Annotated in this window: 10 protein-coding genes and 3 pseudogenes; 5 read left to right on the top strand and 8 right to left on the bottom strand. The window is 72.9% G+C overall.

The window, feature by feature from the left end:
• Positions 1-63 precede the first annotated feature (63 nt).
• The 4 genes from PV963_RS02395 to PV963_RS02380 form a co-directional block, all read right to left on the bottom strand.
• Complete coding sequence (locus PV963_RS02395; RefSeq protein WP_274813921.1) at positions 64-1,032, bottom strand: acetylxylan esterase; 969 nt, start codon at positions 1,030-1,032, stop codon at positions 64-66.
• A gap of 122 nt (positions 1,033-1,154) precedes the next feature.
• Complete coding sequence (locus tag PV963_RS02390) at positions 1,155-1,739, bottom strand: Rv1733c family protein (RefSeq protein ID WP_274813920.1); 585 nt, start codon at positions 1,737-1,739, stop codon at positions 1,155-1,157.
• Between the two features lie 302 nt (positions 1,740-2,041).
• A complete protein-coding gene (locus tag PV963_RS02385) occupies positions 2,042-2,797 on the bottom strand; it encodes a ferredoxin reductase (protein WP_274813919.1) in 756 nt (251 codons plus the stop codon).
• Positions 2,790-3,395 carry a sulfite oxidase-like oxidoreductase gene (locus tag PV963_RS02380; RefSeq protein ID WP_274813918.1) on the bottom strand — a complete coding sequence of 202 codons (606 nt, stop codon included), beginning with the start codon at positions 3,393-3,395 and terminating at the stop codon, positions 2,790-2,792. The genes PV963_RS02385 and PV963_RS02380 overlap by 8 nt, the downstream gene beginning before the upstream one ends.
• A 406-nt stretch (positions 3,396-3,801) precedes the next feature.
• Here PV963_RS02380 and PV963_RS02375 point away from each other — a divergent pair, with 406 nt between their 5' ends.
• Positions 3,802-4,596, top strand: a complete 795-nt coding sequence (locus PV963_RS02375) for a putative protein N(5)-glutamine methyltransferase (RefSeq protein WP_274813917.1) — start codon at positions 3,802-3,804, stop codon at positions 4,594-4,596.
• 24 nt (positions 4,597-4,620) lie between these two features.
• On the opposite strand, the pseudogene PV963_RS02370 reads toward PV963_RS02375, so the two are convergent.
• Positions 4,621-6,698, bottom strand: a pseudogene (locus PV963_RS02370) (SpoIIE family protein phosphatase).
• Positions 6,699-6,944: 246 nt separating this feature from the next.
• Here PV963_RS02370 and PV963_RS02365 point away from each other — a divergent pair.
• Positions 6,945-7,313, top strand: coding sequence for a hypothetical protein (locus PV963_RS02365; protein WP_274813916.1), 369 nt, complete (start codon positions 6,945-6,947; stop codon positions 7,311-7,313).
• A 36-nt stretch (positions 7,314-7,349) separates the two neighbouring features.
• Here the strand turns inward: PV963_RS02365 and PV963_RS02360 are convergent.
• Positions 7,350-8,518 (bottom strand): annotated as a pseudogene (locus PV963_RS02360) (M20 family metallopeptidase).
• Positions 8,519-8,615: 97 nt separating this feature from the next.
• Between PV963_RS02360 and PV963_RS02355 the strand changes: the two are divergent.
• Together PV963_RS02355 and PV963_RS02350 are read left to right on the top strand one after the other, a co-directional pair.
• A pseudogene (locus PV963_RS02355) lies at positions 8,616-10,630 on the top strand (FAD-dependent oxidoreductase).
• Between the two features lie 28 nt (positions 10,631-10,658).
• Complete coding sequence (locus PV963_RS02350; RefSeq protein WP_274813915.1) at positions 10,659-11,219, top strand: PadR family transcriptional regulator; 561 nt, start codon at positions 10,659-10,661, stop codon at positions 11,217-11,219.
• 67 nt (positions 11,220-11,286) lie between these two features.
• Here PV963_RS02350 and PV963_RS02345 read toward each other — a convergent pair whose 3' ends face one another.
• Positions 11,287-11,826: a hypothetical protein gene (locus PV963_RS02345; RefSeq protein WP_274813914.1), complete on the bottom strand. Its 540-nt coding sequence runs from the start codon at positions 11,824-11,826 to the stop codon at positions 11,287-11,289.
• A gap of 169 nt (positions 11,827-11,995) precedes the next feature.
• Entirely contained in the window at positions 11,996-12,982 is a 987-nt protein-coding gene (locus tag PV963_RS02340) for a fibronectin type III domain-containing protein (RefSeq protein ID WP_274813913.1), read from the bottom strand.
• 480 nt (positions 12,983-13,462) lie between these two features.
• Between PV963_RS02340 and PV963_RS02335 the strand changes: the two genes are divergently transcribed.
• On the top strand, positions 13,463-14,062 hold the full coding sequence (locus PV963_RS02335) for a glycoside hydrolase family 75 protein (protein WP_425540867.1): 600 nt from the start codon (positions 13,463-13,465) through the stop codon (positions 14,060-14,062).
• The last annotated feature ends 95 nt before the right edge of the window (positions 14,063-14,157 follow it).

Below are 14,157 nucleotides of genomic sequence, written 5' to 3'. Positions count from 1 at the left end.
TCGGACTTGGTGGAAGGCTGCCGCCGGTGAAACGGCCGGATCACTCACCGGCCGGCGGCGGAATCAGATGTACGAGCGCATCCAGCGCAGCTTGGCCGCCTCCTGGAAGGGGCCGCCGCCCTCGTGGTCGTTGAAGTCGTACACCTCGATCGTCTTGTCCTCGTGGCTCCAGGCGTTGAAGGCCGCGAAGACGGTCGAGGGCGGGCAGGTCTGGTCCTCCAGGGCGGCCGAGAACAGCGCGGGAGCCCCGCCGCGGGCGGCGAAGTGGACGCCGTCGAAATAGGAGAGCGTGCGCAGCGCCTGCTCGGTGCGGCCGCGGTGCGTCTTGAGGTACAGGCCGATCTCCCGGTAAGGGTGACGGTCCGTGATCGTCGCCGCGCGCGGATAGTCGCACAGGAACGGCACGTCCGGCGCGATGCCCGCCAGGTCCGGTATCAGACCGCCCACCGCGATCGTGATGCCGCCGCCCTGGCTGCCGCCGACAGCGACCGTGCGCGTCGGGTCGGTGAGCGGGTGCGAGCGGGCCGCCTCCACGGCACGCACGGCGTCCGTGAACACCCGGCGGTAGTAGTAGTTCTCCGGCGCGTCCATCCCCCGCGTCATGAAACCGGGGTACGCGGGCGCGCCGCCTACCGGGTCGGCAGTGCCGCCGCCCGCGCCCCAGGCGCTGCCCTGCCCGCGGGTGTCCATCACGAAGTGCGCCCGGCCCGTGGACGCCCACAGCAGATGCTCGTGCGGCAGCCCGCGTCCTCCGCCGTAGCCGATGAACTCCACGACCAGCGGCAGCGGGCCGTCCGCCCCGGCCGGCAGTGTCAGCCAGCCCTTGACCGGATGACCGCCGAACCCGGCGAACGTCACGTCGAACACCTGCACAGTGGACAGTCCCGTGTCGACCGGTTCGAACCGGGCGTCCAGGTCGTGCTCGCGGGCCTCCTGAAGCGTCTTGGACCAGAACGCGTCGAAGTCCTCGGGCTCGGTGGACGCGCTGCGGTACTCGCGGAGTTCGTCGAGAGGAAGGTCGAACAGGGCCATGTAGGACCGCCTTGGGTGAGGAACGGCTGCGGACACAGTGCGGATGATCACACTACGTGTGCGGTCGGAGGACTCGCCAGGTCTTTTGCCGTAACCCGTTCACCTGCCGTTTATCGGTCGCGTCACGCGTCGCGCCGCGTCCACTCCGGCTCCGTAAGGGCCCACTCCCGCTCCCACTCGGCCAGCCGGCGGCGCAGGGCGACCCGGCGCACGACGGAGTGGCCGAGGAGCACCACGAGCACCACACCGCCCGCGGCGCACGTGCCGATGGTGAGGGTGTGCTGCCAGACCCCGGTGCCGTCCACCGGCGGGGTCACGCTCCGCCCCCGGGAGTCGAACCACACGTCCACGACCGCACCCGGCCGGGTGCCCCCGGGGACCCGTGCCGTCGCGGTGCGCGTGCCCTCGCCCGGTTCCGTCCAGCGCACCGTGGCCCGGTACGCGTGCTGCCCGCCGGCCTGCACCGTCGGCAGCGAGTCGCCCTTCCTGCCGACGACCTCGGCACGGACGCGATGACGCTCGGCCTGTTGCTCCGCCGATACCGACCGCGCCTCGCCATGGGCCCACCAGGCGGCGGCGGCCCCCACCACAGGCGCGCCCACGAGTATCAGGACGGCGACCACCAGCACCGTCCACGCCTCGACGACATCCGACCGGCGCCGCAGCGGACTGCGCCGCCAACGCCAGCCGCGCACCCGGGTTCGCATGTCGACCTCCTCGCCGTCACCGCCGCCGGAGGGCCGGACCGGCCGTGCGGTGGCGGCGTCGCCGCTCCCTCCGCGTCACGTCACGCGTGCGAGTGCCCACACGGGTCGGGTACCCCCTCCGACAGACCTCGATCGCTCGGCACGGCCCGGGTCGCCGCGTGCCGGAGCCCTCAGCCCTCCGGCCGGAGTGCCCGGGCCGGCCCCGGCGAAACACCGGGCCGCGCACACGACGGACCGCCTCCAGCCCGATGGCGAGCCAACGCCACCCCTGTGACACCACCGGAGGAGGGCCGCCGTCGGGATCAGCCGAACCGCTCGATCCGGATGCGGTCCACCGGCTGACCGGCCGTCACGAGCAGCCGGGAGGCGTGCTCGGCGAAGGAGTTGGAGCCGCACACATAGGCCTCCCACCCACCGGAAGGCTGCTCGGCCAGGAGCGGCGCCACATGTGCGGCCGCCATACGTCCCACCGGCACACCCTCCGGCGCGCTCCGGGTGAACACGGGCGTCGTCTCGGCGCCCAACTCCCGGGCATAGATGAGCTCCTCGGGGCTGCGCGCGGACACCAGCAGCCGCAGCGGCACGGTCAGATTCCGCGCCCGGTGGTGCCGGACCATCGACATCAGCGGCACGACGCCGGAGCCGGCGCCGATCAGCAGCGCGGGCCGGTCGCCCGGCCAGGCGAAGAAGCCGCTCACCGGGCCCCGCACCTCGACCTGGTCGCCGGGCCGGGCGACGCTGTGGAACCAGCCCGAGACCTCGCCGCCCTCGACGTGGTCCAGGGTCAGTTCGACGTGCCCGGAGTCGTCCGGCGCGGACGCGATCGAGTAGTGGCGCTGGGCCACATAACCGTCCTCGGCGGTCAGCCGCACCATCAGATGCTGGCCGGGCAGGTGCCCCGGCCAGCCCGGCACGGCGAACCGGAAGGTGCCGGCACGCGCGGTCTCGCGGCGGATCCCGGTCAGCGTGGCCGTCTGCCAGACGGATGCGGCCTGCTCGCTCACGGCGATGCGCCCGGGCACGGCGAACCGCGTGGGCGGCACGAACGTGTCAGTCACCGGAGTACCTCTGCTCCTCCCAGGGGTTGCCCCGCTCGTGATAGCCGTTCCGCTCCCAGAAACCCGGCTCGTCGTGGTCGAGGACCCGCAGGCCCGCAATCCATTTGGCGCTCTTCCAGAAGTACAGGTGCGGCACCAGCAGCCGCGCCGGACCGCCGTGCTCGGGGGCGAGCGGCCTGCCGTCGTACTCCCACGCGATCCAGGCGCGCCCGCCGGTCAGGTCGGCGAGCGGGAGGTTCGTGGTGTAGCCGGTGTGCGAGTAGGCGACGGCATGGGTCGCCGACCCATGGGGCCGGACCACATCCCAGAACGTGTCCAGGGACACCCCCGCGAACCGCACCCCGAACTTCGACCAGCTCGTCACACAGTGGATGGCGCCTTCGTACGCCGACGGCGGCAGCCGGTGCGCATCCTCCCAGTCCCAGGTGCGGGGCTCCTCCACCAGACCGTCGACACGGAAGGTCCAGTCGGCGGGCGCGAGATCGGGAGTGACCTCGGCGGACAGCACGGGCCAGTCGTCGCCCGCGTCGTACTGGCCGGGCGGCAGACCGGGGTCGTCCACGCGTGGGCGCCCGGTGAAGCCTCGGGTGATGTGCATGCGGTGTGCCTCCGGGCCGGGCCGACGGTGCCCCGCCGGGCCGACGTGATCAGTGATTGCGTATTCAACCGTACGTGGGGCGCGCTCCTGGTCGTGCGTACGTGGGGCGCGCTCCTGGCCGTGCGTACGTGGGACGCGCCCCTGGGCCGTACGTGCGGCGCGCCCGACAACAACCTGTCCGACCGCCCTGTCGGCGGGGGCGGCACACGGCCGTGCCGTACTGGTCCGCCGGCCCGTCGGGTAGTGTTGCCGCCGGCTGTGGACGGACCCAGCCGTCGCCGAGCCGAGGAGGTGAGACCCATTACCGCTGTGTCAGCCCGGGTGCTCACTCCTCGATGTCGCGCGGATCGCCGGCCGTAGGCGACCGCAGGAGCGCCCTTCGAATCTCGAAAGGCTCCTGGCTTCCATGCCTTCCGTGTCTCCCGTTCCACCGTCCTCCCGTGACTCCGTCGTCGTCGCCCTGCGCACCGCTGGCTGCGTCTTCGCCGAGGACGAGGCCGAGTTGATCCTCGCCACCGCCCGCACCCCCGCCGAAGCCGCCGACATGGTCGAACGCCGCGTCGCGGGTCTGCCCCTCGAACTCGTCGTCGGCTGGGCCGAGTTCCGGGGCCTGCGCATCACCGTCGCCCCGGGCGTCTTCGTGCCGCGCCGCCGCACCGAGTTCCTGGTCGAGCAGGCCCTGGCCCGGGCGCCCGCCGCGAGCGTCGTCGTGGACCTGTGCTGCGGCTCGGGTGCCGTCGGCGCGGCGCTGGCCGCCGGACTCGGCCCCGTCGAACTGCACGCCGCCGACATCGACCCCGCCGCGGTGCGCTGTGCCCGGGGCAACGTCGCCGCCGCCGGCGGCCACGTCCACCAGGGCGACCTGTTCGAGGCACTGCCCGGCGACCTGCGGGGCCGCGTCGGCATCCTCGCGGCCAACGTGCCGTACGTGCCGAGCGACGAGATCGGCCTGCTGCCGCCGGAGGCCCGGGCACACGAGCCGCTGGTCGCCCTCGACGGTGGTACGGACGGCCTCGACGTCCTGCGCCGGGTCGCGGCCGAGGCGCCCCGCTGGCTCGCGCCCGGCGGCTGCGTCCTGGTGGAGACGAGCCGCCGGCAGGCACCGACCGCCCTCGACACCTTCGAGCGCAACGGCCTGACGGCACACCTGGCCGTCTCGGAGGAGCTGTACGCCCATGTGGTGATCGGCGTCGCACCGTAACGGCCGAACGACGGCGGCGGCCCCTCAATCAGGTGCCGTCGCCCGCGCGATGAGCAGCGCCACGTCGTCGAAGTTGTCCGGCTCGTGCAGGGTGCGCAGCAGCAGGTCGCAGACCTCCTCCAGCGGGCGGTCGGGCCCTTCGAGCAGGGACAGCAGCGTGTCGAGCCGTTCGTCGAGCGAGTCGCGCCGGGTCTCGACGAGACCGTCGGTGTAGAACACCAGCCGGTCGCCCGGCTCCAGGTCGACGGTCGTCGTGGAGAAGGCGACACCCCCGACGCCGAGCGGCACCCCGGTCGGCAGGTCGAGCAGCTCGGGAGGCCGCCCGGGCCGGACGCGCACCGGCGGCAGATGCCCGGCGTTGGCGATCCGGCACTGTCGCAGATGCGGGTCGTGGACGGCGTAGACGCAGGTGGCGATGGCCTGTTCCAGTCCTGAGGTGATCTTGTCGAGGTGTTCCAGGAGCTGGGCCGGATCCAGGTCGAGGGAGGCCAGCGTGTTGGTCGCCGTTCGCAGCCGCCCCATGGCCGCCGCCGCCGGGATGCCGCTGCCCATTACGTCACCCACCACGAGCGCGGTCTTGCCGCCCTCCAGACCGATCACGTCGAACCAGTCGCCGCCCACCTCGCTCGTGGCCCCGGCCGGCTGGTAGCGGGAGGCGACCTCCAGCCCGCCCGTCACGGGCGGATGGCTGGGCAGCAGGCTGCGCTGGAGGGTGAGCGCGGTGTCGCGGGCGCTCTGGTACCAGCGGGCGTTGTCGATCTGCACGGCGGCCCGCGCGGCCAGCTCGCGGGCCAGCAGCAGGTCGTCCTCGGTGAACGGCAGCGGATTGCGGGTGCGTTTGAGGTCCAGGGCGCCCAGCACCTCGCCGCGCGCGATCAGCGGCACCGCCAGATACGAGTGGACCCCGGCCCGGCCCAGCAGCTCGGCCGCCTCCGGGGACCGGGCGATGCGCGGCAGGTCCTCGTCCTTGACCTCCGGCAGCATCACGGCACTGGCCGTGCGCACGCACTCGGTGACGAGCCGGTCGGGCGCGTACCGGGCCACCTGCCCGGGCGGGTCGGCCGCCACCAGCGCCTCGGCGGAGTCGTACCCCTGGACCGCCAGCGCTCGGATGACGGCCCCTCGGCCGGGCCGAGGCTGGTGCGCCGGCCCTGCACCACGGTGTCCAGCAGGTCGACGGCCGCGATGTCGGCGAGTTCCGGCACGGCCACGTCGGCGAGCTCGCGGGCCGTGCGGTCCAGGTCCAGCGAGGTGCCGATGCGGCCGGAGGCGTCGGCGATCACGGCCAGGCGGCGCCGCGCGGCCTCGGCCTCGATGCCCGCCCGGTACTGCTCGGTGACGTCGACGATCGAGACGGCCACGCCCAGCACGGTCCCGAAGGCGTTCTCCAGCCGGTACAGCGAGATCGACCAGGCGTGGTCCCGGTGCGGGTCGGCCGGCGTGCGGCCGATCGTGGACTGGTCGACGACCGGCTGCCCGGTGTCCAGCACCCGGCGCGCCGCGGCCTCCAGGGCGTCGACGTCCATCCGCGGCACCACTTCGCGGACCGTCCGGCCCAGGTGCTCCTCGGCCGGCACGCCGTTGAGCTCCTCCAGTGCCGGGTTGACCGAGACGTACCGCAGATCGGTGTCCAGCACGGCCAGCCCGATCGGGGACTGGGCGATCATTCGCGTCGACAGCGCCACCTCGCGCTCGAGACGGTGCACGGTCGACTGGTCGGCGCACAGACCGAGCGCGTAGACGTCCCCCTGGTCGTCCAGCAGCCGCATGTTGCGGAACTCCACGAGCCGCGTGGTGCCGTCCTTGCGCCGGACGGGGAAGGCCCCGGCCCAGCTCTGGCCGGTGCCCATGACGTCCGCGAACAGCTTGACCACGAGGTCGAGGTGCTGCTCGTGGACCATGATCCGGGCGGCGTACTGCCCCAGCGCCTCCCGCGCCTCGTACCCGAACAGCTCCTCCGCCTGAGGGCTCCACAGCACGATGCGGCCCTCGGCGTCCAGGACCACCGAGGCCACACGCAGGACGTCGAGCAGCCCGCTCGGCCGCGCCGGCCCGCGCGCGGGCTCGTCGCCCTCGGCCATGGGAGTCCCGGCTGCACTCATCCCACGCCCTGCCTTCGCCGATCTCGCGGCACGCCGTCACGGTGCCGACACCCCATGTTGTACCGCTGTTCTACCGCGTGCAGCCCACCGATCCGAGGCCCCTTGCGTCACCTTCCACCATCCCCCAACCCGGAGCCACCCGCTCCGTAAAGCCGTCGGCCCGGCAGGGGCACCGCCGGTAGTGCTCGGCAGAAGGTGGTGCTTTGCTGGGGTAGGGGCGGATACGTCACGAGAGGAGCGATCACGATGGACCCTGAGCAACCGCATCCCCACAACGTCTCGGTGGAGATCAGCGGGTGCAGCAAGCAGGACGCCCGGATCGTGTTCGACACGCTGTGCGCCTGCTTCGAGTCCGACCGGTGCGCCGACGATGTACCGGAGGATCTGCACGAGACCCGCCCGACCGTGTGGCTCGGCACGTTCGACGTCGCCGACACGCACGAGGGCGCGCGACCGGCCCGGCTGTCGTCCTCCGTCGACGCCGACCTGCACGGCGGTTACTGGGCGATCGAGCAGTTCCGCATGAGGCTGGACTCGCTGTTCGCCGTGCGGGACCTGAGCACGGTCTCCGGCGACCAGGAGAAGGAACTGCACGTGCGCCTCGAAAGCCGGTGACCGCCCCTCTTGAGTTCATGAGCCGGTGACCGGCCCTCACACCCCCATCAGGCCGAGGACGGCCCGCCGGTAGACGGCGTGCACCACGGGCAGCTCCGCGAGGCTCACGCGTTCGTCCACCCGTGGAGTCCCTCGTACGGCAGCCCGAAACCGGCCGTGGCCGGGATGCCCTCGGCCGCCAGCAGATTGCCGATGTTCGACGGGCCCGCAGTCTTGGCCCGCACCCGCAGTCCCTCGCCCGCCGCCGCCCCCAGGAGCGCGGCGGCGGGCTGCTCGTCCTCGGCCAGCCGGTACGGCGGCCAGACCGCGACCGCCGTGACCTCGGTCGGCCGCGGTGCGGGCGACCGCTCGTCCAGCTCGCTCACCGCCGCCCGGACCAGGGCCTCGGCAGCTCGGGCGCCGAACCCGGGTGTCGTACGGATGTCGACGCCGACCTCGCACAGGTCCGGGACGACGGAGAAGCCCTCGCCGCCGTGACAGAAGGTCACCGTCAGCTTCGGCGGCAGCGGGAACTCCCCGCTCACGCCGGGCAGCGGGGAGTCGTCCAGCAGTCGTACGAGGTGCGCCGCGCGCGACACCGCCCCGACCGTCGCCCGGCTCGACCCGGAGTGCCTTGAGGTCGCGTGCACGGCGATCCTGGCCCGCCACAGTCCGCGCCCGCCGACCACGACCTCCTCCAGTCCCGGGTAGCCGATCATCACCCCGGCCGGGCGGGGCGCTTCCGGGTCGGCGAGATACGCCCGGGCACCCCCGAAGCCGCCCGTGTGCTCGTCGGCGTCCAGCAGTACCGCGAGTCCGCCGCGCAGCTCACCGGCCCGGCCGTGCAGCTCGGCCGCGATGTGGCAGAACAGGGCCGCGGCGAGTTTCGAGTCGGCCGCGCCCCTGCCCCGCAGCCGCCCGTCGACGACGTCCCCGGCGTCGGGCGGGAAGGACCAGGCCGACTCGTCTCCGTACGGCGCGGTGTCCACGCAGGCGTCCAGAGCCCACCAGGGCCCGGGCCGGCCGCCCGTGATCTCCACCAGCAGCGCGACCGGGCGGCGGGCGTCGTCGTGGAGACGCCGGTGCGGCAGGCCCCGGCCGGCGAGCCAGTCCTCGAGGACGGCCAGGACGGGCTCGTGGTCGTCGATGCCGGCGCGGCTCGGGCGGCGAATGAGCTCGCCGGCGAGCTCCACCACGGAGGAGGAAAGGCCAAGATCCCTGGTCATGGACCTACTGTGCCCTCCGTCACCTTGTGCAACTAGTTGCATAAAAGGTCGGCGGTCCTCTACAACTACAGACACGACACCGCGCACGGAGGGCCCGATGAGCCGTTACCCGCACCTGCTGACCCCCCTCGACCTGGGCTTCACGACCCTGCCCAACCGGGTCCTCATGGGCTCCATGCACGTCGGTCTGGAGGAGGCCGAGGGCGGTTTCGCCCGCATGGCCGCCTTCTACGCCGCCCGCGCCCGCGGGGGAGTGGGCCTGATCGTCACCGGCGGCATCGCGCCCAACGACGAGGGGCGCCCGTACGAGGGCGGCGCGAAGCTCACCACCGAGGCGGAGGCCGAGCAGCACCGGGTCATCACCGACGCCGTGCACCGCGAGGGCGGGCGGATCGCCCTGCAGATTCTGCACTTCGGCCGGTACGCCTACCACCAGGACCTGGTCGCGCCGAGTCCGCTCCAGGCGCCGATCAGCCCCTACCCGCCCCGGGAGCTCACCGACGCCGACATCGAGCGGACCATCGACGACTATGCACGCGCCGCCCGCCTCGCCCGGCAGGCCGGCTACGACGGGGTCGAGATCATGGGCTCCGAGGGCTACCTCATCAACGAGTTCATCGCCCGGCAGACCAACCAGCGCAACGACCGCTGGGGCGGCTCGTACGAGAACCGCATGCGCTTCCCCCTGGAGATCGTGCGGCGGGTGCGCGAGGCGGTCGGCGAGGACTTCATCGTCGTCTACCGGCTGTCCATGCTCGACCTCGTCCCGGGCGGCTCGACGCTCGACGAGGTGATCACCCTCGCCAAGGCCGTCGAGGCCGCCGGGGCGACGATCATCAACACGGGCATCGGCTGGCACGAGGCCCGCATCCCCACCATCGCGACCTCCGTGCCGCGCGGCGCGTACACGTGGGTCACCAAGCGGCTCATGGGCGAGGTGTCCGTCCCGCTCGTCACCACCAACCGCATCAACACCCCGAACTCGCCGAGGAGTTGCTCGCCGAGGGCGTGGCCGACATGGTGTCGATGGCCCGCCCGATGCTCGCCGACCCCGACTTCGTCATCAAGGCCGCCGCCGGCCGGCCCGAGGCGATCAACACCTGCATCGGCTGCAACCAGGCCTGCCTCGACCACACGTTCAGCGGCCTGATCACCTCCTGCCTGGTGAACCCGCGGGCCTGCCACGAGACCGAACTGGTGCTCTCCCCGACCCGGCTGCGCAAGCGCGTCGCGGTCGTCGGCGCCGGTCCGGCGGGGCTGGCCTGCGCGGTCTCGGCCGCCGAACGCGGGCACGAGGTGACGCTGTTCGACGCGGCGAGCGAGATCGGCGGCCAGCTCAACGTCGCCCGCAAGGTCCCCGGCAAGCAGGAGTTCGACGAGACGCTCCGCTACTTCCGCACCCACCTCGACTGGCACGGCGTCGACATACGGCTGAACACCCCCGTCGGGGCCGGGGACGTCGACGACTTCGACGAGGTCGTCGTCGCCACCGGCGTCACCCCGCGCACCCCCGACATCCCCGGCATCGACCACCCGAGCGTCCTCGGTTACCTCGACGTCCTGCGCGACGGCGCCCCCGTCGGCGACCGGGTCGCGATCCTCGGCGCGGGCGGCATCGGCTTCGACGTCGCCGAGTACCTCACGGACAGCGGCGACAAGGCGCACGAGAACCCGCAGACGTACTTCCGCCAGTGGGGCGTCGACCTGGACTACCGCGCCCCCGGCGGCCTCGCCGCGCCCGAGCGGCCCGCCCCGCCGCGCACCGTCCACCTGCTCCAGCGCAAGACCTCCAAGGTCGGCGCCGGGCTCGGCAAGACCACCGGCTGGATCCACCGCACCGAACTCAAGCACCGCGGCGTCACCATGGTCCCGGGCGTCGGCTACGACCGGATCGACGACGCCGGACTCCACATCACGATCGACGGCGAGAGCACCGTGCTGGAGGTCGACACGATCGTGCTGTGCACCGGCCAGGAGCCGCGTCGCGGCCTGTACGAGGAGCTGATCGCGGCCGGGCGCAGCGCCCACCTCATCGGCGGCGCCGACGTCGCCGCGGAACTGGACGCCAAGCGCGCCATCAAGCAGGGCACCGAGCTGGCGGCCGCCCTGTAGTGCGCAAACGCGTCCCTAGGATGAGGCCATGTCACTCCCGCACGCGATCCTCACCGCCCTGCTCGAGAAGCCGTCGTCCGGGCTGGAGCTGACTCGCCGGTTCGACCGGTCGATCGGGTACTTCTGGTCGGCGACGCACCAGCAGATCTACCGCGAGCTGGGAAAGCTGGAGACCGACGGCCTGATCCGGGCCCTGCCCGCCGAACAGCCGACGCGCGGGCAGAAGAAGAGCTACGAGGTCCTGCCGGCGGGCCGCGCCGAACTGGCCCGCTGGACGGCCGCTTCGCAGGACCCCAAGCCGCACCGCGACGCGCTGCTGCTGCGGCTGAGGGCCGCGGCCGTGGTCGGCACCGCGGGCCTGGAGGCCGATCTGCGACGCCACCTGGAGCTGCACGAGCGGCAGCTGGCGGAGTATCGGGAGATCGAGAAGCGCGACTTCCCGCCCGGCCGGGACGGCACCGAGGACCGGCTGCGGCATCTGGTGCTCCAGGCCGGCATCGACCTGGAGACCTTCTGGACCCAGTGGCTCAGGCGCGCCCTGGCGGACTTCGCCGAACTCCCGGCCGACGAACCGACCCGCCCGGCCTGACCGGGGGTATGACGGCGGCCCGCCCGACCGGAGCGCTTCGGGAGGGCGGGCCGCCATGCGTACCGGATCAGAGCCGGTACGGCCTGTTGCGCCGGCGCAGGTACCATGCCGTCGCGAGGAGGCCCGTCCCGACCAGCGTGCCGCCCGCCACGAGCGTGACGGTGCCGTAGTCCGTCGCGCTCCCGCCGACCCCGCCCATGACACCGCGGGACGGCGAGACCGAGGGGGACGGCGACCTCGTGGGGGAGGCAGTGGGGGAGACGACGACGGACTGCGTGCCCGCGGTGGTGCCGTCCGAGCAGATGACGATGACGGTGTACGTCCCCGAGGTGACGTTCGACCAGGCAGCGGACTGACTGGTCGACGTCCCCGACAGGGTCACCTGACGCCCCTGGGCGAAGCTGCCCTGACTGCTGGTGAGAAGCGAGGCGGTGCCCCAGCTGCCGTTGATCTGGGTGCACGCACTGGTTGTGACCGACACCGTGGACCCGGTCGTGCTGACGGAGATGCCCGGACCCGCGGCAGCGGGAACCGCCGCCAAGGCGAGGGGCAGCGCGGCGGCGGCCACGGTCAGGCCGGAGCGGAGAACTGGCGATGAGTTGCGCATGTGGACTGCCCTCCGGCGGCACGGTTGGCGGTACATCCCTTGCGCCGCCGAGGATCGGGGAACGCCCGTGCTGCCTCAGGGTCAGCCAAGGCGCCACCGGCCCGGCCGCACCCCGGGTGCCCCCGTGCAGGTGACGGGTTCCCACGGCCGGACCATGCCGAGGAGCGCGTCAGCGCCCCCGACCCGTCGTCACCGTCCGCTCCGTCGAGAAGCCTCCCCAGGTGCCGTCCGGCAGCATCGCCCGGACCCGGACCCGGTGGCTGACACCGGAATTCCGTCCCACGTAGAAGCTGTACGCGGCCCGGTCGCGCGGCGCGTCCCCGCCGTACACCAAAGAGGTGGCGGGCCGGCCGTCCAGATGGATCTGGTACTCGGTGACCTCACCGTCCACGCGCGGCGGCACCCAGCTCAGGTCGACGTAGTACGCCCCGTCCGCGCGGTGGCTCGTCGCCCGGAAGCCGGTGGGGGCCGTCGCACGGCCGTCGTCCGTGCCCGGCGTGGTGACACGGACGGCGGGAGCGGCGGGGGAGACGTTCCCGGCCGCGTCCCTGGCCCGGACGGTGAACGAGTAGGCCGTGCCGGGCCGCAGCCCCGTGACCACGGCGGCCGTCTGAGACCCGCTCACGCTGTGGATCTTCACGTCCCCCTGATGGATGTCGTACGACGCCACGCCCCGGTCGTCCGTCGAGGCGGACCAGGACAGCTGGACCGCCCGGCTGCCTGCCGCCCGGCCGTGCGGAGCCGACGGGCGGGTGGGTGCCAAGTGGTCGTCCGCGACGGCCGCGGGTGTCCTCGCCCGGGCCTCCCGGCTGCGCGGTCCCAGCCGCCCCTCGGCGTCCCGCGCCTGCACGGTGAAGACATACAGGGTGGAGGGCCGGAGCCTGGTGATGTCCACCATGTGCTTCGAGCCCGGCACTTCCCTGACCTTCGTGGTGCCGCGATACACCTCGTAGACATCGGCCCGGGCGGTCGTGTTCCACATGACGTGCACGCGCGTCGCCGTGCCCGCTGTCGCGGTGACGCCTGTCGGCGCGCCGGGCGGAGATCCGCCGTCCCCTTCGCCCGTGCCGGTCCAGCCGCAGGAGGCGACCAGGACGAGAGCCGCGCAGAGCGCGAGGCGACGGAGACAGCAGGGGAGAGGGGAAAGGCCTCGCACGACACTGCCTCCCGGGGCGGCACTCGGGAATGGTCCGGACCAATATGGCGCCGCTGGCGCGATCACATCAAGAGGGCGGGTGCGGGGAGTCCTCTGTGAGGGCGTCACCCCCCGCCGTTCGTGACCACCCGGGAGAGTTACGTATGCTGAGGTTCCTCACGGCCGAACTCCTGGCGGACACCAGGGAGTTCGGGCTTGTCGCGCGGACCGCTGTCGTCGCAGATCCCGCGCCGGCGCGGGTGGCCGGGCAAGCCTGAGTCCTTACGGGGACTCAGGCCCCCGGCCCCTGTCGGAGGTTGGGGCCGTGCACCGTCCGGCCCTCCAGCGGTGGCCGGGTGATGGCCCGGGGGCCAGATTGGGCTGAGTGCCCGTCAGGTTCCCCACGAGAGGCTCCTCTATCGTGCGTGTCCAGTCGCTCACACTGGCCGCGGCCAGCGCCGCCCTGCTCGCCCCGACGACACCCCCGCCGCCCCGCCCCAGGTGGCGTGGCGCGAGAACCCCGTCCGCGCAGCCGACCTGCTGGCCAAGGTGCGGGACTGCACTCCGGTCTCCCGCGGCCGGTACCGCAGCGACGGCGGCGCACCCGCGAACATCCCGGTCTGCGGCACCCGCGACGCCGTGTTCTGGAAGGCGGACATGGACATCGACTGCGACGGCCGTCCCGGTCCCCGATGCAACCGCCGCACGGACCCGTACTTTTCCGACAGCACTGCCTACGCACAGTCCGACGGCCGCCCCCTGAGCGCCGAGCGCCTCCCCTTCATCGTCGTGCCCGCCCCGAGCCGCATCTGGGACTACCGGGAGCACGGCGTGGGCGGCGGTTCCGTCGTGGCCGTCGTCTTCGGCGACCGCGTGCAGTACGGGGTCGTCGGCGACACGGGCCCGCAGGACATCATCGGAGAGGCGTCCTACGCGACCGCCAAGGCGCTCGGCATCCGCGCCGACCCGCAGGGCGGCGGCACCCCGTCCGGCGTCACCTACATCGTCTTCAAGAACGCCCGCGTCTCACCCATCGAGGACCACGCGGCCGCCGTGACGACGGGGGAGCGGCTGGCGAGACGATTCGTCGGCGCTGGCTGAGCGATTGACGGAGCGTCAGGGAAAGCGTCAGCTCGTTCGCTCGTTCGCTCGTTCGCCGGAGGGGCGACACCCGCGTCACGAACGCCTCTCCGCCC

The organism is Streptomyces coeruleorubidus, assembly GCF_028885415.1.
Taxonomy (GTDB): domain Bacteria; phylum Actinomycetota; class Actinomycetes; order Streptomycetales; family Streptomycetaceae; genus Streptomyces; species Streptomyces coeruleorubidus_A.
This window is presented reverse-complemented; position numbering and strand designations above follow the sequence as displayed.

Excerpts from the sequence above, each read along its gene's own strand:
- PV963_RS02395 (WP_274813921.1), bottom strand. The coding sequence starts at position 1,032 with ATGGCCCTGTTCGACCTTCCTCTCGACGAACTCCGCGAGTACCGCAGC.
- PV963_RS02390 (WP_274813920.1), bottom strand. The coding sequence starts at position 1,739 with ATGCGAACCCGGGTGCGCGGCTGGCGTTGGCGGCGCAGTCCGCTGCGG.
- PV963_RS02380 (WP_274813918.1), bottom strand. The coding sequence starts at position 3,395 with ATGCACATCACCCGAGGCTTCACCGGGCGCCCACGCGTGGACGACCCC.
- PV963_RS02375 (WP_274813917.1), top strand. The coding sequence starts at position 3,802 with ATGCCTTCCGTGTCTCCCGTTCCACCGTCCTCCCGTGACTCCGTCGTC.
- PV963_RS02365 (WP_274813916.1), top strand. The coding sequence starts at position 6,945 with ATGGACCCTGAGCAACCGCATCCCCACAACGTCTCGGTGGAGATCAGC.
- PV963_RS02350 (WP_274813915.1), top strand. The coding sequence starts at position 10,659 with ATGTCACTCCCGCACGCGATCCTCACCGCCCTGCTCGAGAAGCCGTCG.
- PV963_RS02345 (WP_274813914.1), bottom strand. The coding sequence starts at position 11,826 with ATGCGCAACTCATCGCCAGTTCTCCGCTCCGGCCTGACCGTGGCCGCC.